We start from the raw sequence: 21,118 nt of genomic DNA on the forward strand, positions 1-21,118 counted from the left end.
GTTCTTGGCCGAGGTGTTCTCGTTCGCCTCACACAGTCTTAACATCCTCCGCGCACCATTTTGCGATAGGTCAAAGATGTGCGGATTAGATGCTCAGCAGTCCAACCTTCATGACATAAATTAAGGGCGCCGTGATCTTGCAGCGCGTGTCCGCGTTGCCATATTGGGCGTACCCCGTCATGGAGGACTTACCGTGAATGCATCCCCTAACTCTGCAGACGATCTGGTCGCGAACCTCGATGAAAGTATTCTGCTCCCGCAACTCGGCTGCCCAGTAGGCGAAATCGGCGTGGCAGTCGGCGACATGCTGGGGCGCGCCAATCTGGCCGTCGTCGACGCGGCCTTTGATCTACTCGACCTGCACGCGCATGAGCGGATCCTCGAGATCGGTCTGGGCAACGGCGGCCACATCGCATCTGTCTTGGACCGGGCTGCGGGACTCTTCGTCACCGGCGTCGATCTATCGCCGACCATGATCGCCGAGGCCCGCCGCTACAATGCAAACTTCGTCCGCGATGGTCGCGTCTGGCTCGAAACCGCTGACGTCATGTCCATGCCGTTCCCATCCGGTTCGTTCGATAAAGCCATTGCGATCAACACTACGTATTTCTGGTCTGACCTGACCGCCGGTCTGAGGGAAACACACCGCACGCTGCGCTCCGGCGGCGCATTGGTGATTGCAGCCATCACGCCCGAGGCAGCTGCAGAAATGCCGTTCGCCAAATACGGCTTCACCGTCGACAATGCGGCCACTCTGGAAGCCGCCTGCATGGCGGCAGGTTTCGGCCGGATAGGGATCACGCGTTACGTCGAGCCACTGCTTGATCCACCGCAAGAATTCGGCCCACGCGAGTTCTATCTGCTGTTGGCCTTCACCGGCTGACGCGGTCTTAAACGGCTCAGACTCGATGCGCGTACGGTTCAATGCCCGACGCCGCGCGCGGCACGCTCAAGCAACAGCTCGCGCTCGCGCGCATTACGCGTCATGGCGGCAGCGCGTTCGAATTCAGCGCGAGCCTCGTCCACGCGGCCGAGTTTTTCCAGCAGATCGCCCCGCACGCTCGGCAGCCAGTGATAGTTCACGAGCGCCGCATCGGCTGCAAGCGCATCGACAATGTCCAGACCGGCAGCCGGCCCGAACGCCATGCCGACTGCCACCGCGCGGTTCAACTCGACCACGGGCGAAGGCGCCACCTGCGCCAGCGCGTCGTACAACGCGACGATTTGCTCCCAATCGGTCTCTTCGGCACGGCGCGCGCGTGCATGACACGCGGCCAACGCGGCCTGCAACGCATACGGACCGCTCGCGCCGCCCAACGCGCGCGAGGTGGCGAGCGCGGCCAGCCCGCGGCGGATCAAGAGCGGGTCCCAGCGGCTGCGGTCCTGGTCGAGCAGCAGCACCGGCCTGCCCTCGGCATTGGTACGCGCGTGTGTGCGCGACGCCTGGATTTCCATCAACGCGACGAGGCCGTGCACTTCGCTTTCGTCCGGCGCGAGCCCGCTCAGCACGCGCCCCAGCCGCAGCGCTTCCTCGCACAATGCCGGACGCATCCAGTCGTCGCCGGCGGTGGCCGAATAGCCTTCGTTGAAAATCAGATAGATCACCTGCAGCACCGAGGCAAGCCGTGGCGCACGGGCATCCGCTTGCGGCACTTCGAACGGCACCTTGGCGGCGGACAACGTGCGTTTGGCCCGCACGATGCGCTGCGCGATGGTCGGCTCGGGCACGAGGAACGCGCGGGCGATTTCGTCCGTGGTGAGGCCGCCGAGCAGGCGCAGCGTCAGCGCGACGCGTGCGTCGGTGGACAACACCGGGTGGCACGCCGTGAACACCAGCCGCAGCAGGTCGTCGCCGATATCGTCGGCGCGTGCGGCATCGAGGGTATCGACGAAATCTGGCACGAGGTGCGCCTCCAATGCGTCGAGATCATGGCCCAACTCCTCGCGCTTGCGCGCATGCAGCGCTTCCTGGCGCAAGCGGTCGAGGGCCCGGTTCTTCGCAGTTGCCATCAGCCACGCTCCCGGATTGTCGGGCACGCCCGCGTCAGGCCAATGCTCAAGCGCCGCCACCAGCGCGTCCTGCGCGAGTTCTTCAGCAAGTCCCACGTCGCGCACGATCCGCGCGACGTGGGCGATGACCTTGGCGGATTCGATCCGCCAGACTGCCTCGATGGCACGATGGATGGCCGGCGTTGCCACGGGATCAGCCCGCTGCCCTGGCGTTCGGGTCCATGTAGATCAGCTCCCAGATGTGTCCGTCGATATCTTCGAAGCCGTGCCCGTACATGAAGCCGTAATCCTGCGGTGCGCGTGGCACCGTGCCGCCGGCGGCGAGCGCCTTCGCGACCAGCGCATCCACCTCGCCCCGGCTCTCGCATGAAAGGCCCAGCAATGCTTCGGTGTTTTCCTTCGGATTGCAAAGCGACTTGCGCGTAAAGGATTTGAACAGGTCCTTGACCAGCAGCATCGCGTAGAGGTTCTCGCCGAGGATCAGACACGCGGCCTGCTCGTTGGTGAATTGCGTATCGAAGCCGAAGCCGATCGCACCGAAGAAAGCCTTCGACCGTTCGAGGTCGTCGACGGCGAGGTTGACGTAGATCTGCTTATGCATGATGGAATCCGTTGATCCGGTTGTGTGCTCGCCTGCTTGCGCGGCGCATTGCGTCGCAGTGCGCCACGTTTGCACTGCCATCCAGCGTATTCAGCTCGCCTCGGCAAGCGTTTTCAGATTGCTCAAGCCGTCTTCAAAGTCCTTGCCGACCATTCGATCCATGCTGACGAACACCTGCATCAGCTTCGACAGAAACGGCGCGGGCCCATGCATCGCCCAGGTGACCTGAGTCGCACCCGCCTCCGGCTTCAGTTCGAATTCAGCGATGTTATGCGCTTCGAACGGCTTCAGGAAATCGAGGTTCATGGTCACGCTCGACGGCGCCGCCGTATCGGCGATCTCCATCTGCCCCACGCCGATCTTTTCGCTTTGCCATGCATAGCGCGCACCCTTGCCGCTCTCCGCGCCGCTATAAGTGCCTTGCGTCGCGGGATCTTTGCGCAGGAATGGATTCCAGCGATTAAATTGATGCAGGTCGTCGATCAACCCGTAGATCCGCTCAGGCGGCGCCTTGATAAGCACGCTGCGTTCAATGCGAAAGTTATCGGGCCGTGTCGCCGCATAGATGAGCAGCAGACCCACCGCCGCGACGACGGCGATCAGAATGGTCTTGAGCATGATGAATCCTTTCGGTGTGGCCGGATCGACGCCTCATTCGGCGCTCGGATCGGCGTTGCGATCAAGGTTTGGCCGCGTCCATGTTTTTGAAGCGCTCCAGTTCCGGGCTCGGCTCGAAGTCCTCGAGTTCATAGAGCTGCCGGACTTCGATTTCGCCTTCGACGTGCTCGCCAAACGGCGCCGGAAACCGCCGCGCCCATTCCATGGCTTCTTCGCGGGAGCGAACCTGAATCAGCGTGTAGCCGGCGATCAGTTCCTTGGTTTCCGCGAACGGACCGTCGATGACCGTGCGCTCGCCGGCGCTGTAGTGGACGCGCCAGCCTTTCGAACTCGGTTGCAGCCCGGTTGCGTCGAGTAACACGCCGGCCTTGGCCAGTTCTTCATGGTAGGTGCCCATCGCGGCCATCAGGGCTTCGTCCGGCGGGCCGCCGGCTTCACTGACGGCGCTCGCCTTCACTATGATCATGAATCGCATTGCAATCGCTCCTTGGGTGGTGTGTGGTAAGTGACGAGCCGTTATCTCTTTGCCGGCTCCTTACTCACACGACGAGCGATGCGCGACCGGATCGACATCTTTGTCGCGGACTTAGGGAAAACCCCAGTCCATTTGCCGCGAATGCGGTGTCCCCGCTCAGATGAAACAAGGTCCGATTTTGCGGACTTCGACTGTGCACCACGAGGCTGCCGGGCAGGCTTGCGCGATCGCCACCGCTTCTTCACGGGTTTCACAATCGAGCAGGAAGAAACCGCCGACCATTTCCTTGGCTTCGGCAAACGGGCCGTCGAGCAGTTTGGGCTGACCGTCGCGCACCTGCACGCGCACGGCGTCACTGGAGGAAGTCAGCGATTCGACGGCGCGCAGCTTGCCGCGCTCTTTGAGGTCGGCGGCAAAGCGCACCATCTGGTCATAGACCTCACGCCCCGCCTGCTCGCCACGTTCTATGCGTTGATCCGGGGGTTCGACGATAAGCAGCATGTACGACATGGTGTCTCCGATTGATCGCGGCGTGAACGTGAACGCCAGGCCGGCGTACGACGGCAAAATCACGCTTACAGCGGGGTTGCGAAAGGCAGTCTAGCAAGCACGGATGACTCCAGCAAACCCGTTTCACCGCCCGGGCGCTGATGGACCGCAGGCCTTACGGACACTCGTAACGTCATACGGACGCGGCATGGGGATTGCTGCTGCGGTGGTATCGACACACATCCAAGGTGACATCATGCGGAACCTATTTGGCCTGGGCATGATTGCAACGGGACTGGCGCTGCTGACATTCACAGCCGGCTGCACTCTGGGCGGTGCGGCGGCAGGCGGCGTCATCGGCAACGAGGTGACCAATCACAGTACGTTGGGCACGGTCGGCGGCGCGGTAGCAGGCGGGATAATCGGACACGAGTTGGGCAAGTAATTGAAGCGCTGAACAGCTTCTTCGCCGCGCGACACAAGACCGCCGCTTTGAAGTATTCTCCGAACGCGCTAAGGCCCGTCATGAATTTGCCGTTTATCCAATAATCGCAGTCGATAATCCGCGTTCATTCCGCCGGCACGGCGCGGCACACACAGTCAAACTCATCGGCATAATCTGCCGGCAAAAGAAACGAATCATATAAGCAGAGCATCGGGGAAATTCATGCATCGATCGTTAGTGCGTACCGGCGTCGCGGCCGCCGTGGCCTTTGGCTTGATCCAACTCGGCGGTTGTGGCGGCGGCTCCTCCGGCTCGACGTCATCGAGCACGCCAACGGTCACGGCCACCTCGGTGGGCGGCACGGTCGCCACCGGCAGCGCCATGGTGGGCGCGAGCGTCACGCTGACCGACGCGACCGGCGCGCAAGCCACGGCAACCACCAACACTCAGGGCGCGTACACGATCTCGGTGGCGGGCATGACCGCGCCGTTCCTGATCGTCGCCACCGATGTCACCGGCGTCTCCGCCCCGCTCGTCTCAGTGCTCGCCAAACTGCCGAACGGTACGGCACCCGCTGTCGCCAACGTCACCACGCTGACCACCGCGATTGCCGCCATGCTGACGGCCTCGGGCAACCCGCTCGACCTCGCCTCGACCACGACGCTGGCCAAGGTGACGCTGCCGTCCGTGCAGATCGCCACCATCACGCTCGAGGCGATACTCACGAAAATCCTGGCGCAGAACGGCATTCAGGCGGCGGGCTTCGATCCGATCGGCGTGGCCTTTACGCCGAATCACACCGGCGCCGACGCGGTGATCGACACGGTCTCGCTGGTATCGGCGGCCAGCGGCGGCTTGTTGCTGCTGTCGAATGCGGCGCCAGGGACCACCATCGCGCTGAACAACCAGACTGGCCAGACGCTCACGCTGCCTGCGCCTTCTGCGGCAGCGAACTATCTCGAGCCGCTGGCGGCCCTGCTGACTGCCTGCGCGGCGAACGGTACGCTCAACACGTCATGCTCGCCGGCAATCGACTCCGCCTACCTCGAAAGCGGATCCACCGATCTGGCCGTCGCCCACGGTCTGACCGATGCTGTCCTCAGTGGCGCGGTGTTCGGTTCGCCGAAGACACTCGCCTTCTTCACGCGTAACGGCAAGCAGTTCGCGTTCGTGCAGTTGCCGGTCACGCTCGCGAACGGCGCTGCAAGCGGCGTGCTCTACACCATCGCGCAACAACTTTCCACGCCCGTCACGCTCGCCAACGGCACGCAACTCGGCTGGGATCTGATCGGCAATCAGTCGCAATTCGCTGTTTCGATCATGTCGCAAATCCAGCGCCACACTTTCCTGGATACGAAGCTGAACGACGTGAACCGGTATGAGTCGGGTCTCAAGATCGCGATTCCGACCACGTCGAATCCGACGGTGTATTCAGCCTCCGTCACGGGACCGGGGCTCGCCGCGCCAGTCTGGCTGATGCCGCGTAATGCGCTCGGCGTCAGTTCGCTGGGTCTGTCGGATCTGCCATTGAGCGCGGCGCCGGTTTCGCCGGCGACGACCAACAGCAATACGGAGCTGTACCGGTGGTCATGGCAATCGCTGTCGTCGACCGCGAACTTCACGCCGCCGGCCTCGAGCGGCTACTACGCGGCGCAACCGATCGACGCGAGCACCGTGCCGCTCTACGCGACCTACACAGTCACGTTCTACGACAAAAACGGCGCGCAGCTCGGCCAGTCGTCGATCATCAATCCGGGGAGTCCGTTGAACGCGGCGGCGGGCAGCACGGTCGCGTGGCCGACGCTGCTGCCGGGCTTCGCGACGCAGTTCCTCACGCCGAGCGGGTCGCTGTCCGGCGTGCAGTATGCGATGAGCGTGACGTGGTCGAGCGTCGTGACGGCGCCGAATCCCACCTATCCGGTAACGTCCGTGCAGATCCAGGCTTCCCCTGGAACGGGCGCAGGCTCGACGACTGAAATCGACGGCTTCTTTGGCGGCGCGCCGAACAACACCTCAGTGGGTCAGTATCAAACCACCGTTTTTGCGGGACTCAACGCCTTGGGCGTGCAGACGTGTACGAATTGCCCGTTCCCGGCGTTGACGTCCGGCGGTTCGCGGCTCGTGCAGTTGGGTGGTGGGCAGAATGGGACCCTGTACTACGATATGACGAAGTACAACGATTAAAAGCCGGATCAATCGGCGAATGATGCACAGCGAAATCGCGCGGTGCATCAAAACCTGCATATCGACTCAACCGCAGCGCTGCAAACTCGCAGGCCAAAGTAACAAGCCCGCGAGTTTGCATCAACAACGCATCACGACGCTTTTTCCAGTCTCACAATGGTCAGCGTGCCGTCAACGTCTTCAATGCGGACCTTGACCTTGTCGCCTTCGTGAATCTGCTTGACCATCGAGGCATCCTTCGCCTTGAAGGCCATCGTCATGGCGGGCATTCCAACGTTGCGCAGCGCGCCGTGTTTCAGCGTGATCATGCCGGAGGCCGGGTCGATCTTTCGCACCTCCGCATCCGTAAGCGCCGCATTCGACGACGCCATTGAAGCCGCCGGCTTCATGGACATGTTCATCCCCGCCATGTCATCGCCCGCAAACGCGGGTGTCACAGCAACCGCGCCGAAAGCCGCGAATGCGATCATCATTTTCTTCATTGAATCTCTCCAGTTTGAGTGGTGGGCACGGTTGTGCCGGAAGGTACTGCGTGAGGAAACCGCGCGTCGCGCAGACGCTTCGCGCGGCGGCGTTGCAGCAGGAACCACGCTGCGGGAATAACCAGCATCGACAGGATGGGGGCCGTGATCATCCCGCCGACCATCGGTGCAGCGATGCGCTGCATGACTTCCGAGCCGGCGCCGTGTCCGACCATGATGGGTATGAGCCCCGCGAGCACAACGGCGACCGTCATCGCCTTGGGACGCACACGCTGCACGGCCCCCTCTCGAATCGCGTCGAGCAGCAGCGCTTCGGTTAGCGGCTCGCCCGCGTCGAGCCTGCGATTCAACGCGCCCTTGAGGTAAAGCAGCATCACCACACCGAATTCGGCGGCCACGCCCGCGAGCGCAATAAATCCCACGGCGGTCGCGACAGACACGGCATGCCCCAGCATCCAGATGAACCAGAAGCCGCCGACCAACGCGAACGGCACCGTCGACATCAGCAGCAGAGCGTCAGCAACGGAGTTGAACGTCAGGAAGAGCAGCACGAAAATGACCACCAGCGTCACGGGAATAACGGTGCGCAACGTCGTCGCCGCCCGCTCCAGATATTCGAACTGACCGGACCACGCAATCGAATACCCCGCGGGAAGCGTGACCCGCTCAGCGACCGCGCGCTGCATGGCCTGCACGGCCGAATGCAGGTCCGTGTCGCGGATATCCACGTACACGTAACCGGCGAGTCGCGCGTTCTCGCTGCGAATCATCGGCGGGCCATCGGCAATCGTGATGTGCGCCACGTCGTCAAGCCGGATTTGCGCGCCACGGTCCGTCACGACCGGTAGCTCGCGCAGCTTCTCGAGCGAGTCGCGAATCTCGCGTGGATAGCGGATGTTGATCGGAAAGCGCTCCCGGCCGGCAATGACTTCTCCGACGTTTTCGCCGCCGACCGCCGTGGACACGATCGACTGGATGTCGGCAACCGCAAGGCCGTAGCGTGCCGCTGCCAGCCGGTCGATATCGACGTCGATGTATCTGCCGCCGTTCAACCGCTCGGCCAATGCCGACGTCACACCGGGCACGGTCTTGACCGCCGCTTCGACCTGCGTGGCGACCTTGTCGATCTGCCCGAGGTCGGGGCCCGAAATCTTGACGCCGACCGGCGTCTTGATACCCGTCGACAGCATGTCCAACCGATTGCGGATAGGCGGAACCCACACGTTCGAGAGCCCGGGCACTTTAACGGTGCGGTCCAGCTCGTCGACCAGCTTCTCCGGTGTCATGCCGGGCCGCCATTCCTTGCGCGGCTTGAACTGGATCGTGGTCTCGAACATCTCGAGCGGCGCGGGGTCGGTGGCCGTGTCGGCGCGGCCGGACTTGCCGAACACGGTCTGCACTTCCGGTACGGTCTTGATGAGCCGGTCGGTCTGCTGCAGCAATTCACTCGCTTTCTCCGCCGAGACGCCCGGCAGCGCCGTCGGCATATACAGCAGGTCGCCTTCATCGAGCGGCGGCATGAATTCGCCGCCGAGCTGCGAGAGCGGAATCGCCGACGCCGCGAGTGCAACAACCGCCAGGCCGATAGCGCGCCACGGACGACGCAGTGTCGCCTCAAGTAAGGGCCGGTAAAGCCTGATCAGCACGCGATTGATGGGGTTGGCGTTCTCGTGCGGAATGCGGCCGCGGATCAGCAAACCCATCAACACCGGCACCAATGTCACCGAGAGCCCCGCCGCCGCCGCGATCGTGTAGGTCTTCGTGAACGCCAAAGGAGAAAACAGCTTGCCTTCCTGGCCTTCGAGCGAGAACACCGGAATAAACGACAACGTGATGACGAGCAACGAGAAGAACAGCGCCGGCCCGACCTCGGCGGCCGACGTGCCAATGAGTTCCCAACGTTCAGCCGAAGTCATCGCCCTGCCGGGATGCTCATGCTCGAATGCCTCGAGATGTTTGTGCGCGTTCTCGATCATCACGATGGCCGCGTCGATCATCGCTCCGATAGCAATCGCAATGCCGCCAAGCGACATCAGATTCGCGTTGACGCCTTGATACCGCATCACGATAAAGGCAGCCAGCACGCCCAGGGGCAGTGACAGGATGGCGACGAACGCACTGCGCAAATGGAATAGAAAGACCGCGCAAACGAGCCCGACGATGATGAATTCCTCGACGAGCATGTCTTTCAGGTTGTCCACCGCGCGCTCGATAAGCTGTGAGCGGTCGTACGTCGTCACGACTTCGACGCCCGCGGGCAGCGAACGCTTCAGCTCGGCGAGTTTGGCCTTCACCGCCTCGATGGTCGTCAGCGCGTTCTTGCCCGAGCGCATCACGACAACGCCGCCCGCAACTTCTCCCTCGCCGTTCAGCTCTGCGATGCCGCGCCGCATCTCGGGTCCGATCTGAATGCGCGCGACGTCGCCGAGAAGCACAGGCGTACCGGCTTCGTTAGTACGCAGAACGATATGGCGGAAGTCGTCGAGCGTGCGCAGATAGCCGGACGAACGCACCATGTATTCGGACTCGGCCATCTCGACAACTGACCCGCCCGACTCCTGATTCGCCTTGCCCAATGCATCGGCAACCATCGCCTGCGTGATGCCGTACGCGCGCAGTTTGTCCGGGTCGAGAACGACCTGATACTGCCGCACCATGCCGCCAATGCTCGCAACCTCGGACACGTCCGGTACTGATTTCAGCTCGAACTTCAGGAACCAGTCATTCAGGGCGCGAAGCTGTCCCAGGTCGTGCTGCCCACTTCTGTCGACGAGTGCATATTCGTAAACCCAGCCGACGCCGGTGGCATCGGGCCCGAGAGAAACCGTCGCGCCCGGCGGCAGCCTGCTCTGCACCTGGTTCAGATATTCGAGTACCCGGGAACGCGCCCAGTACTGGTCGGTTTTGTCGTCGAACAGAACGTAGACGAACGCATCGCCGAATGACGAATACGCGCGAATGGTTTTGGCCCCCGGCACGCCGAGCAGCGTCGTGGTGAGCGGATAGGTCACCTGGTCTTCGACGACCTGCGGTGCTTTGCCGGGGTAAGACGCCTTGATGATGACCTGCGTGTCGGACAGGTCAGGCAGCGCATCGAGCGGTGTTTGTGTGACCGAGTAGACGCCCCACGCGGTAACGAGCACGGTGGCCAGCAGCACCAGAAAGCGGTTGTGGATAGACCATCTGATAAGACGCGCGATCATTTGGCGCCTCCAACCGGCTCGACTGTCGTCAACTGGTAGCCACTGTCCGTTTGCCGGAACGCGAAGTGCATCACGTCACCGGGCTTTGCGCCCGGAAAGGCAGTCGGCGATGGTTTGCCGAAGGCCATCGTCATCTTGCCCCAGCCCAGGGCCGGGACCGGCTGGTGAGAGAAGGTGATGTCTTCGGTGGTCACCTTTTCGACCCTGCCGGTGGTCTCGTATGTTTGGGATGCAGCGGCCGTGGCGGACGCCGACGCAGGTGCCGGAGCGCCTGCATTTGCGCTGCCCTCCATGCGAGGAAGAACCGATTTCAGGCTCGCTTCCGAATCGATCAGAAACTGGCCGGACGCCACCACCTGATCGCCATCCGTCAGGCCGCTCAACACTTCGGTTTCGTCACCGTTATCTTTGCCGACCGTGACATTCACCGGCTGCAACCGGCCATCTCCACCCCTGACGATAACCACACTGCGCTTACCGGTCGTGATAACCGCCTCGGACGGGACAAGCAGGCGCGAGACCGGCTTCCCCGCGCCGACCCGCACGCGCATCAGCATGCCGGGCGTCAGCTTGAACGTGGCGTTGTCGATTTCGAGGCGCGCCTGCAAAGTGCGGCTGCCAGTGCTGATTCCTGGCAGAACTTCGCGAATCTTCCCTGTGAAGCGCTGGGTGGGATCGCCCGCGAAAGCGGCGTCCACCGTCATGCCAGGCTGCGCGCTCAGTGCCAGCGATTCGGGTATCTCGACGATGAGCCACAAGGTCGAGAGGCCTGCGATCTTGGCGAGCGTCTGCCCGGGCGTCACCATGGCGCCGTCGCGGACATTCAGTTCGCTGACAACGCCCGTTTCGGGCGAGGTCAGCACGACATGCGTCTGCGCCTTTCCGGTCCGGTCGAGACTCGCGACGACACCGTCGGGAATCGACATCGCCCGCATACGCGCGCGAGCGGCTTCGAGCATGCCGCTATCCATGCCGCTGCGTTTGAGCGCGAGGTACTCTTCCTGGGGCGCCAGCCAGTCCGGCACAAAGAGCGACGCAATCGGCGCGCCTTTCGCTATCCGCTGCATCGGCGCGCTCGCGTACAGATGGTCGATGTAGCCGATCACACGCGACTGCACGACGTCGGCACGCGATTCGTCGAATTGCGTGCTCCCGACAGCATCGAATCCTTCAGTGATGTCCTGCCGTCGCGCCGTTGCGTAGCGGATGCCGAGGTTCTGCTGCAAGCCCGGGTCGATTTTGATGCCACTCGTGCCCGCGTCATCGGCGAAGACGGGTTCGAGCTGCATGTCCATGAACGGCGATTTGCCCGGTTTGTCGAAATGCTGATTCGGCACCATCGGGTCGTGCCAGTACAGCACCTTGCGCCCCGTCTTTGGATCGGTCTTGTCGCCCGTGGCGGACGTCGTGGCGGCGAACGCTGAATCCGCCCGCGCGGCATGACGCGCGCCGGCCAGGTAGCCTGCGCCTAACAAGGCTGCGGCGGCGAACGTAACGAGGACAGCGCGCGCCAGTGGTTTCTTTTGCATGGTGTTCTCCTTCACTGGCTGATGGACATCGACGCGGGCACAACCTGGTATTCGAGCTGGGCCCATGTCTGGGACACCTCGCGCCGAAGATCAAGCACCTGTAGTTGAGCGTCGAGCAACGCACGTCGGGCGGCAAACGCGTCCGCGAGCGAGCTGCTACCCGCCTGATAGGCCACGGCAGCAAGCTGGACGCGGCGATCCGCAGCGGGCAGCAGAGAGTCGGTGAGATGGACGATGCGCTCGCGGCCGCTGGCGAGCGTGGCCGACTGCGTGCGGATATCCGCTTCGACTTGCCGCTCGGCGTCTTCGTACATCAGCCGTGCTTTGGTGCCGAGTTCCGCTTTCTCCGCGGCGTCGCGGTCCTGGCGATTCTTGCGATTGATTGGCAACGGAATGCTGACGCCGACCGACACCATGTTCGAGTACTGCCCGCCGCGCTGCTGATAAGAGACTTCCCACGTCCAGTTAGGACTGCGGTTGCTATTGGCGACGGCCGTATCGGCGTCGGCTACCGCGATGTCCCGCGACGCGGCAATGAGCACCGGTTGAACATCGCGCAGCTCGTCGGGTGGCAGGGACGCGACATACGATTGCGGCGCGGGCGGATCGCCGCTCACATCGGAAACGGGCGTAGCAGTCCAGCGGGACAGGCCGATGAGCGCGGTTTGAAACGTCTGTTGGGCCTTGAGTTGCTGATCCTGCGTTTGCGCGAGCATCGCCTGGGCTTGCACGACGTCGGATGCCGATGCCTTCGCTCCACGATAAGACGCTTGTGTCGCATCCAGTTCGTGCTCCATATGACGCACCAGATCCCGCTGCAACACGAGCGCCTGCTTGGCATAGACGGCGGTCAGCCACGCAGCAGCCGTTTGCTGCCGGGTATTCACGAGCTGCACCAGATATCCGGCGCGCTCGCGGTCCACCACATCGTTCGCCCGGTCGGTGCTCAGGCGGCGTTTATCGGCGGAGACCCATTCCTGTTCGATGCCGATACGGCGCATCGTCATGAAGTCCTGACCGATGGTGAACCGTTGCGGTCCGTTCACCGGCAGGTTGTCGATACCTGCTTTGAGCATCGGATCGGGCAACTGCCCGGCCCGCGCTGCGGCATTGGAGCTGGCGCGCACGGATGCCTGCGCGGCCCCCATGGCGGAAGAACGGTCGGTCGCGGCCTGAAGCGCCGCGTCGAGCGTGTAGCTTGCTTCCTGAGCGTGTGCCGCGCCGCTCGCGAAAATCAGCGCGGCGAAAAGCGAGCGCGCGCGCAGTGGCGCACGCCGGTTTGACGGCGTGCAAAAAATGAATGGCATGTTCTAACCCCAACGGCGAACTCCCAAAGGGAGTCCACGTCCTGGACGCAGGACGACCTCACCGCAAATGCGGTGAACCTGTCAGCAAGGGATTAGATGGCGCGAGGAGGTCGCCACAAGCCGGTCGGCTCACGGACCGGCAGCGACTGCGTGTAGTGGAAAGCAACCGTGCTCGATAACCCGGCAGGCCGGGTTATTCCGGTCGGGGAGACCGGGTGGTACAGACTGCCAAGCTGGCATTGCGACGTTACCTTGCAGAACGAGCTCTTGGCTTTTTCGATCTGCGATGACCGCGTGGACTCGCAGCTGGGCATGTCCGCCGACATCGAGTCGCCCTCGTCGGCGTTCATGCTCATCTGCATGGGACATTCTCCCGTCAAGCCGCTGGCCGCCAGCCCACTCATGGGCAGCGCGGCACACAGCAACAGGAGGAGCAAAGTCCGCAGAAATTTCATGACCGAGATTATAGCCGCGGTGCTTTAACCGTGGTGCATCGGATTGGCAAGCAACGGAATATGCCCTGAAATACAAAAACGCCCCATGTAAGCAGGGCGTCTTTTGTTTCTGCGTGAGTCGCAGCAGAGCCGCTACGGGGCTTAAGCCACCGCTTCGACAATAGCTTGCGCGCGAGCCGATCTCATCAGCCCCTCGACCATCTTCGCTTCCGCGTTCGCGATTTCGCTCAACGATGCGGCGGACAGTTGGCCGTCCAGAATTGCCAGCGCCGTGCAAAGACGGGCGTATTCGCCGTCCTCGAGAATCCAGGCGCCGTCCTGATGCTCACGCGCGTCGAGCTGCGCCATCGCCGCGTGCGCGCTTTCGATATCGGCAAGAACGTCTTCTCCAAGCCCCAGACGCGCCAACTCTTGCGACACCAGCAAATGCCGGCTCAAGGTCAGATGCAAATCCCGCGAGCCTCGGCCGCGCCGGAATGTATCGAGGGCCGTATAGCACTGCAGGAGCATCGCCGTGGTGACCGGCTCGTGGGCGGTGCGGCTAAAGGTCAGCGCGCGCAGCAGCGGGGACATGGCCGGCTGGGTGTGCTTGTGGACTCGCGATTTACTGGACATAGGGATTTAACCTCCTTCGCTAACTCTTGGCTTTGCCACCCAATGGTGTGTTCTCCGGTGGCAAATGCCGCCGATGTGCCGGCGGCTTGACAGGCCCTAATGTGAGTCTGTGCAGCCATCATGGCAAGCAACTATTAAGACAGACTTAAACGACTCAAAGTCTCGACTGCACGTGACATCTCGCCGCGCGCGCAGACTTTCCTCTTCTGCGGGCCGGAAATGCAACGCTGCCATATAAAGTCGGAGAGGCGAATTACAAGTCGCACTGGCCGCACCGACGAAAAAAAACCCTGTTCCCGCGAGGGAACAGGGTCGGACAGGATGGAGAGTCGTACAGGCGCGTGGATGCTTGCCGACCTATAACCACCAAAAACTAACAAAGCTGTTGCTACTTGAACTGCCACTACGTTACAGCTCGGTCCCTCGCAATCAACATCACCTCGCTGCAACCCCCTGCTGATTCGCGCGCATTGTTGCTTCGATTGCGCACTATTTGCATTGCTTCGACTTCCTGCTGCTTCACTGCCCTGCCACGCGAGACAAGCGCGGCACACTGCTATCAACGGTACGGTTCAAAACAACGCGGGGGAAGACCGCGTCGATGGGCTCGGTGACTTGTCGCTCCATGGAAAACAGTTTATGTGAAGGCGCGCGAATGCAATTGCGCGAAACGAGGGGAATTGGCAGGTCAGTTTGCCGAATCGGCGCGGCGCGGCGGTTTCTTCAGACGTGAACCATGAAGTTGAGAGCCGGGAACATTCCACATGAGCTATGCGCCGCACGCGTGCGCGGAAACTCAAGCAGAATGAGCGTCTGATAAAAACGGAACCGCAACGGACCCTCATATGACCCTTCGCGACACCACAGTCATCGAGAGCTGGCACGCCCACATCTATTTCGATTCAGGCAGCCGCGACGCCGCATGGACCTTTCGCGAGCTGATCGAAGCGCACTGGAACGGCAAGCTGCAAATGGGCCGCTTTCACGAACGCCCGGTCGGCCCGCACCCGATGTGGTCGTATCAGCTCGCATTCGCGCCGGAACAGTTCGCCGAACTCGTCGGCTGGCTCACGCTGAATCACGGTGCGCTCGATATTTTTCTGCACCCAAATACCGGCGACGCCTTGCGTGACCACCGCGACGCCGCGATATGGATCGGTCATTCGCATAATCTGGTACTGAGTGCTTTGAACTAGGGCCAGGGCGTTTTTAATCACCCCTCCCCGCGCGCGCTCACATATTCGAATACGAACTGCACCAGCCGCGCGCGGCGACCTGCTTGTCGCCGAACAGCGTGCAGCCGCCGTAGGCGTCCGTGGCTTTACCCTGGAATAGCGAGCAGTTGGCGCAGGTTTGCCCGGCGGTATAGCCGGGGAATTTCGCCTTGTCGACGTTTGATGCGTCTTCTTTATAGCCGACGGCCTGCGCCTTCGGATCAGCTTCGCTCAATGTGTTCGCGGTGTCGGCGAACGCGATGCGGGACAACATGAGCGATGAGCTCATGCTTGCACTCAGCATCAGAAAATGGCGGCGTGAGGTTTTCATCATGGTCCGAGGGGAAGGGGAGAAACCGTCAATCGAAGAATCGCGTGAACCGTTCAACCGGTTCGCGCTCGGTGCGTAACGTATTGACCAGCGCGCTTTCGTCGGCGAAACCGAGCGACATGCCGCACACCAGTTGCTCTTCGGCCGGCAGACCGAGATGTTCGGTAATCACCCGATGAAACGGCGTAAATGCGGCCTGCGGGCAGGTGTCGAGGCCGCGCCCGCGCGCCGCCGCCATGATCGCTTGCAGGAACATGCCGTAGTCGAGCCAGCTGCCGCGCTCCATCACCCGCTCGATCGTAAAGAACAGGCCGACCGGCGCGCCGAAAAACCGGTAGTTCTGCGCGTGCTGTTCATGCATGCGCGCCTTGTCGCCCTTTTCGATACCCAGCAGGCCGTACAGATCCCAGCCGATCTTGCGGCGGCGGTCAATATACGGCGACACCCATTGATGGGGGTAGTAGCGATACTCTTCCTGGTACAGCGTATCGCGCCGGGGATCGTTATAGGCGGCGACCAGTGCCTGCGACACTCGCACGAGCGACTCCCCCGTCACCACGTACACCTTCCACGGTTGAGTGTTGGTGCCCGATGGCGCGCGGCTGGCCGTTTCGAGAATCGCTTCGATATCGGCGCGCGCGACCGGCGTGGGCAGAAAGGCGCGGATCGAGCGCCGCGACATCAGCGCGGCGTCGACCTGACTGGGGGGTGGGGTCATCGGCAGAATTCCGGTGGGGCCAACAGTTTGGAGGTCTGCGAAGATTCTAGCGCGGGTGCCTACTTTCCCGCTGGCGGGCATGCAGGGTTCCGGGCGGGCGAGCCACGGGCGATCGAACGCGAAATCGCCACATCGTTTATCCTTTTTTGCAACACCGCATACCGCAACCATTCCGTCCTGCTTCGGAGTTGACCATGCAATACCGCAAATTCGGCCGCACCGGCCTGACCGTTTCGCGCCTGTGCCTCGGCACGATGACCTTTGGCCTGCAGACTGAAGAAAACGATTCGCATCGCATTCTCGACACGGCGGCGGATGCCGGCGTGAACTTCATCGATACCGCCAATGTTTATCCGCTCGGCGGTGGCGAGAGCATTGCCGGGCGAACGGAGGAGATCGTCGGCCGGTGGCTGAAGGGCAAACGCGACCGCTTCATTCTGGCGACCAAGGCGGTCGGCAAGATGGGGCCGGCTGCATGGGATCAAGGCGCATCGCGCAAGCATCTGCTGGACGCGATCGACGCATCGCTGCGACGGCTCGGCACGGACTACGTGGACCTGTACCAGCTCCATTCCGACGACGCCAATACGCCGCTCGATGAAACGCTGGAGGCGCTGGATGTGATCGTACGATCGGGCAAGGCACGGTATATCGGCGTGTCGAATTTTCTGGCCTATCGGCTGGCGCGGGCTCTGGGCCGCGCCGACGTGTTGCGCATGTCGCGGTTTGTATCGGTGCAGCCCCGGTATAACCTGCTGTTTCGGCAGATCGAGAGGGAGTTGTTGCCGCTGGCGGCTGAAGAACAACTCGCCGTGATGCCTTATAACCCGCTGGCGGGTGGCTTGCTGACAGGTAAGCATCGAGTGGATGCAGCGCCCACGTCCGGGCGATTCACCGAAACAGTCGGCAAGGCGGGGGCGATGTACCAGGAGCGGTACTGGCATCAGCGCGAGTTCGAAACGATCGAAAAACTGAAAGCGATTGCGACACCGACAGGCGAGTCTTTGACTCGGGTTTCGCTTGCGTGGGTGTTGGCTAATCCGCTCATTACCTCGGCAATTATTGGCGCCAGCCGCGCCGAGCAACTGACCGATACGCTGGCTGCTTCGGAGCTTGTGCTCGACGCACAAGTCAAGGCGCAGCTCGACGAGGTCAGTCTGGAATATCGATGGGGCGATGCCGCCAGGTAGTGCATTGCTTTTGACGGCTGCGCGGGTTGGTTGCCCGGTCGCCGCCTTCAATGGCAGGAGAAGTCACCGCCCGTATCGCAGCACCGTACTGGTCGCGGCAAGCACATGATTCTTCATCGCCGCTTGCAACGCGTCCCGCGTCAATCCTGCCGGCAATGCGTCGGGCGGTAGATCAAGCGCGTAAATCTGCGCGAGGTAGTGATGCGGAACCTCTCCGACCGGTGGACAGGGTCCGTAATATCCCGGGCCGCCAGTCCGGTTCGTTCCGGCCACGCTCCCGGCCGGCGGCGTAGCGCCGGCATCGAGCCCGGTCGCAGAGGAAGCGATGCCATATAGCACCCAATGCACAATCCCCAATCCCTTCGCGCCGTCCGGATCGAAAATAGTAATCGCATAACTCTTCGTGCCGGCAGGCGCGTTGCGCCATTGCAAGGCCGGCGACACGTTCCCGCCACCGCAATTGTTCGCACTCGCCCCATGGCTCGCATCCAGCGTGCCACCATCGGCCACACCAGGCGACGACAGCGCGAAGGCATCAGCCGCGCGAACACTTACCGCAGCCAGGGCCAGCGAGACGCAAACACCGGCAGCAAGCAGGCGTCGTGCAACTCCGGCGTCATGGATTCGACTCATTGTTGACCGTCCTCCGTTTCAGGTTTGATGGCCAGCCGGAAACAGCGGCCACGAGGAATCGCGCGAGCGCAGGTGTCGCGGCCCTGGATGGCAAACGTATCAACACGGCCGGTTATTCCGCCGATACAGCACGAATCGCCCAACTCATCGACACGCACATCACTTGAACCGGCCGGTCCGCTGATTCGCTTCCGGCAATTGCCGCGTTTCACGCAATGACATCGGATGCCACAGCCGCGCGCCGCCTTCGATCCCCGCGTCGTTCGATACTGTCGCGACATTCGCGGGCAACTTGAACGTCAGCCGCGCCGCGTTGCCACCACCAATCCACAGCTTGTCGTAGTTCACCAGCGAATCGAGAATCCCGATCACCTTCTGCACCCGGCGATTCCAACGCTTATTCCCCGTCTTCTCGCGCGCCGCGTCGCCGATGTACTCGTCGTACGCCACACCCTTCTTGCTGACGGGATGATGTGCAAGCTCGAGGTGAGGCATCAGCTCGCCATCGCGAAACAGTGCCGTGCCCGCGCCTGTGCCGAGCGTGAGCACGAATTCGAGCCCATGACCTTCAATCGCGGCAAAGCCCTGCATCTCGGCGTCGTTGATCATCCGCACCGGCAGGCCACCCAGGCGCTGCGCCAGCGAATCCGCCAGCGGAATGTCGTGCCAGCCTTCAACGCCAAAGTGCGGCGCCGTCAGAATGCGGTTGTTACGCACCACGCCAGGAAAGCCGATCGACATCAGGGTGGGCGCCTCCTTTTCGACAAGCGGCTGAACCAGCTTTGCCAATGCATCCACCAGTTGGTCCGGCGTGCACGGATGCGGCGTCGGCACGCGCAAACGCTCGGTTTTCATCTGCCCTTCCGCATCGATGATCGCGGCTTTCAAGCCGGTGCCACCCACGTCGATCGCCAGAATTCGCTCGGTACTGCTTTTTACTTTCGTCTTACGTGTAACCACGGTATCCCCCCGGTTGTGTCGGTGCGTCTCATGGAGTTACTTCTTCTCGACTGCAGCCGGCTTCAAAGGCCGCCATGCATGGCCGTCGCGTGCGAGCAGCGCGTCCGCTTCGGCAGGCCCTTCGCTGCCAGCCGCATAAGCATGCACCGGTATCGCGCCGCCAGCCTTCGGGTGCAGCACATCGTCCACCGCGCACCAGCTCGTTTCGATGCTGTCGGCGCGCTGGAACAATGTCTCGTCGCCCAGCATACAGTCGTACAGCAAGGTCTCGTAGCCGACATTGGCCTGGTCGGCGAAGAAGTCGGCGTAGTCGAACGAAGATTGAACCGCGCCGACCCGCATCACCGGCCCTGGCGTCTTCACGTTGAAATCGAAACTCGTGCCGTGCGCGGGATCGATGCGCAAGGTCAGCACGTTCGGCGTCAGCGCGTCGACCGGCGTGTCGCGGAACAGGCGGAACGGCACCGGCTTCAGTTGCACCGAGATCTCCGTGCGGCGCGCGGCAAGCCGCTTACCGGTGCGCAGATAGAACGGCACGCCCGCCCAACGCCAGTTTTCGACGTACACGCGCGCGGCGGCGTAGGTTTCCGTCGTGCTGTCCGGGGCGACGTCCGGCTCCTCACGATAGCCGACACCCGCCGGGCCCTTTTCGTATTGACCGAAGACGACGTCGCCGGCCGTCAGCGGCTGGATTGCGTCGAAGATTTCAGCCTTCTTGTCGCGCACGGCTTCGGCATCGAACGAATTGGGCGGTTCCATGGCGACCATGCCAAGCAACTGGAACAGATGGTTCGGCAGCATGTCGCGGAACGCGCCGGTCTGCTCGTAAAACTTGCCGCGCCCTTCCACGCCGATCGTTTCGGCCGCCGTGATCTGGACGCTGTCGATATATTCGCGCCGCCAGATCGGTTCGAACAACGCATTCGCGAAGCGCACCGCGAGAATGCTCTGCACCGTGTCCTTGCCGAGAAAGTGATCGATGCGATACACCTGCGACTCGTTCGCGTACGACAGAATGTGCGCGTTCAAATCGCGTGCCGAAGCGAGATCGGTGCCGAACGGCTTCTCGATCACGAGGCGGCGGAAGCCACCCGCGCCGCCAGCGCCACCCTCGCCTTCTTTCAGCAAGCCCGCCTTGCCGAGATGCTCGACAATCGGTTTGAAAAAGCGCGAGCTGACCGCCAGGTAAAAAATCACATTGCCGCCCGGCGATTGATCGAGCTTTTGCTTGAGCTTCGCGAACGTATCGTCGGTTTCGAACTCGCCGGCCATGTATTCGAGCCGTTGCGCGACCCAGTCCCACGCTTTGTCGTCGAGCTTGCCCGCATGGAAGGTGCTGGCCTTGTCGGCGGCGAACTGTTGCAGCGACGTGTGCAGGTCTTCGCGCCATGCGCCCGTCTCGCGCGCGCCGTGATTGACGCCGACGATCTTCATGCCGTCGTCGAGCAGGCCGTCCACCGCGAGGTTGTAGAGCGCGGGCATCAGCAGCCGCTTGGTCAGATCGCCGCCCGCACCGAAGATCACCAGCGTGCAAGGCGGCGCGGGCCGCTTGCCGGCAGGCGACGACGGTCCCTCATGCGGACCCGCCCTGACTTTGCAACTGGGTTCGTGGCTAGTGGTCATGGAGGTATTCGGAGTAGTCGACATGGGATTCGCCTA

Annotated in this window: 21 protein-coding genes; 5 read left to right on the top strand and 16 right to left on the bottom strand. The window is 62.4% G+C overall.

Going from position 1 to position 21,118, the window contains the following annotated elements; genetic code table 11:
* Positions 1–193: 193 nt before the first annotated feature.
* On the top strand, positions 194–883 hold the full coding sequence (locus tag KHO23_RS18105; RefSeq protein WP_211612589.1) for a class I SAM-dependent methyltransferase: 690 nt from the start codon (positions 194–196) through the stop codon (positions 881–883).
* Between the two features lie 38 nt (positions 884–921).
* On the opposite strand, the gene KHO23_RS18110 is transcribed toward KHO23_RS18105, so the two are convergent.
* The 5 genes from KHO23_RS18110 to KHO23_RS18130 form a co-directional block, all read right to left on the bottom strand.
* The gene (locus tag KHO23_RS18110; protein WP_211612590.1) at positions 922–2,199 is read right to left on the bottom strand and encodes an RNA polymerase sigma factor; all 1,278 of its coding nucleotides are present in this window, start codon (positions 2,197–2,199) and stop codon (positions 922–924) included.
* Between the two features lie 4 nt (positions 2,200–2,203).
* Positions 2,204–2,611: a VOC family protein gene (locus tag KHO23_RS18115; protein WP_211612591.1), complete on the bottom strand. Its 408-nt coding sequence runs from the start codon at positions 2,609–2,611 to the stop codon at positions 2,204–2,206.
* Between the two features lie 90 nt (positions 2,612–2,701).
* A complete protein-coding gene (locus tag KHO23_RS18120; RefSeq protein ID WP_211612592.1) occupies positions 2,702–3,229 on the bottom strand; it encodes an SRPBCC family protein in 528 nt (175 codons plus the stop codon).
* A 61-nt stretch (positions 3,230–3,290) separates the two neighbouring features.
* Entirely contained in the window at positions 3,291–3,704 is a 414-nt protein-coding gene (locus KHO23_RS18125) for a YciI family protein (RefSeq protein ID WP_211612593.1), read from the bottom strand.
* 156 nt (positions 3,705–3,860) lie between these two features.
* Positions 3,861–4,214 carry a YciI family protein gene (locus tag KHO23_RS18130; RefSeq protein WP_211612594.1) on the bottom strand — a complete coding sequence of 118 codons (354 nt, stop codon included), beginning with the start codon at positions 4,212–4,214 and terminating at the stop codon, positions 3,861–3,863.
* 259 nt (positions 4,215–4,473) lie between these two features.
* Here KHO23_RS18130 and KHO23_RS18135 point away from each other — a divergent pair, with 259 nt between their 5' ends.
* Together KHO23_RS18135 and KHO23_RS18140 are read left to right on the top strand one after the other, a co-directional pair.
* Complete coding sequence (locus tag KHO23_RS18135) at positions 4,474–4,638, top strand: glycine zipper 2TM domain-containing protein (protein ID WP_211612675.1); 165 nt, start codon at positions 4,474–4,476, stop codon at positions 4,636–4,638.
* 222 nt (positions 4,639–4,860) lie between these two features.
* Positions 4,861–6,822 carry a hypothetical protein gene (locus KHO23_RS18140; RefSeq protein WP_211612595.1) on the top strand — a complete coding sequence of 654 codons (1,962 nt, stop codon included), beginning with the start codon at positions 4,861–4,863 and terminating at the stop codon, positions 6,820–6,822.
* 131 nt (positions 6,823–6,953) lie between these two features.
* On the opposite strand, the gene KHO23_RS18145 is transcribed toward KHO23_RS18140, so the two are convergent.
* The 6 genes from KHO23_RS18145 to KHO23_RS18170 all read right to left on the bottom strand — a co-directional run bounded on the left by KHO23_RS18145 (position 6,954) and on the right by KHO23_RS18170 (position 14,413).
* Complete coding sequence (locus KHO23_RS18145) at positions 6,954–7,304, bottom strand: copper-binding protein (RefSeq protein WP_211612596.1); 351 nt, start codon at positions 7,302–7,304, stop codon at positions 6,954–6,956.
* The gene (locus KHO23_RS18150) at positions 7,301–10,507 is read right to left on the bottom strand and encodes an efflux RND transporter permease subunit (protein ID WP_211612597.1); all 3,207 of its coding nucleotides are present in this window, start codon (positions 10,505–10,507) and stop codon (positions 7,301–7,303) included. Before KHO23_RS18150 ends, KHO23_RS18145 begins: the two co-directional genes overlap by 4 nt.
* Entirely contained in the window at positions 10,504–12,036 is a 1,533-nt protein-coding gene (locus tag KHO23_RS18155; RefSeq protein WP_211612598.1) for an efflux RND transporter periplasmic adaptor subunit, read from the bottom strand. Before KHO23_RS18155 ends, KHO23_RS18150 begins: the two co-directional genes overlap by 4 nt.
* An 11-nt stretch (positions 12,037–12,047) precedes the next feature.
* Positions 12,048–13,343: a TolC family protein gene (locus tag KHO23_RS18160; RefSeq protein WP_211612599.1), complete on the bottom strand. Its 1,296-nt coding sequence runs from the start codon at positions 13,341–13,343 to the stop codon at positions 12,048–12,050.
* A gap of 92 nt (positions 13,344–13,435) precedes the next feature.
* Positions 13,436–13,798 (bottom strand): hypothetical protein, encoded by a 363-nt coding sequence (locus KHO23_RS35115; protein WP_236066904.1) that lies wholly within the window; start codon positions 13,796–13,798, stop codon positions 13,436–13,438.
* A 141-nt stretch (positions 13,799–13,939) separates the two neighbouring features.
* A complete protein-coding gene (locus KHO23_RS18170; RefSeq protein WP_211612601.1) occupies positions 13,940–14,413 on the bottom strand; it encodes a hypothetical protein in 474 nt (157 codons plus the stop codon).
* 845 nt (positions 14,414–15,258) lie between these two features.
* Between KHO23_RS18170 and KHO23_RS18175 the strand changes: the two genes are divergently transcribed.
* The gene (locus tag KHO23_RS18175) at positions 15,259–15,609 is read left to right on the top strand and encodes a DOPA 4,5-dioxygenase family protein (protein ID WP_211612602.1); all 351 of its coding nucleotides are present in this window, start codon (positions 15,259–15,261) and stop codon (positions 15,607–15,609) included.
* 37 nt (positions 15,610–15,646) lie between these two features.
* On the opposite strand, the gene KHO23_RS18180 is transcribed toward KHO23_RS18175, so the two are convergent.
* Positions 15,647–15,958, bottom strand: coding sequence for a high-potential iron-sulfur protein (locus tag KHO23_RS18180; protein WP_211612676.1), 312 nt, complete (start codon positions 15,956–15,958; stop codon positions 15,647–15,649).
* 28 nt (positions 15,959–15,986) lie between these two features.
* The gene (locus KHO23_RS18185) at positions 15,987–16,676 is read right to left on the bottom strand and encodes a nitroreductase (protein ID WP_211612603.1); all 690 of its coding nucleotides are present in this window, start codon (positions 16,674–16,676) and stop codon (positions 15,987–15,989) included.
* Between the two features lie 194 nt (positions 16,677–16,870).
* Here KHO23_RS18185 and KHO23_RS18190 point away from each other — a divergent pair, with 194 nt between their 5' ends.
* Positions 16,871–17,866 carry an aldo/keto reductase gene (locus KHO23_RS18190; RefSeq protein WP_211612604.1) on the top strand — a complete coding sequence of 332 codons (996 nt, stop codon included), beginning with the start codon at positions 16,871–16,873 and terminating at the stop codon, positions 17,864–17,866.
* 63 nt (positions 17,867–17,929) lie between these two features.
* Here KHO23_RS18190 and KHO23_RS18195 read toward each other — a convergent pair whose 3' ends face one another.
* The 3 genes from KHO23_RS18195 to zwf form a co-directional block, all read right to left on the bottom strand.
* Positions 17,930–18,499, bottom strand: a complete 570-nt coding sequence (locus tag KHO23_RS18195; RefSeq protein WP_211612605.1) for a YbhB/YbcL family Raf kinase inhibitor-like protein — start codon at positions 18,497–18,499, stop codon at positions 17,930–17,932.
* A 159-nt stretch (positions 18,500–18,658) separates the two neighbouring features.
* Positions 18,659–19,459: an ROK family protein gene (locus KHO23_RS18200; protein ID WP_211612606.1), complete on the bottom strand. Its 801-nt coding sequence runs from the start codon at positions 19,457–19,459 to the stop codon at positions 18,659–18,661.
* A gap of 36 nt (positions 19,460–19,495) precedes the next feature.
* Complete coding sequence (gene zwf / locus KHO23_RS18205) at positions 19,496–21,106, bottom strand: glucose-6-phosphate dehydrogenase (protein WP_211612607.1); 1,611 nt, start codon at positions 21,104–21,106, stop codon at positions 19,496–19,498.
* Between the last annotated feature and the right edge of the window lie 12 nt (positions 21,107–21,118).

The organism is Paraburkholderia haematera, assembly GCF_905220975.1.
GTDB classification, from domain to species: domain Bacteria; phylum Pseudomonadota; class Gammaproteobacteria; order Burkholderiales; family Burkholderiaceae; genus Paraburkholderia; species Paraburkholderia haematera.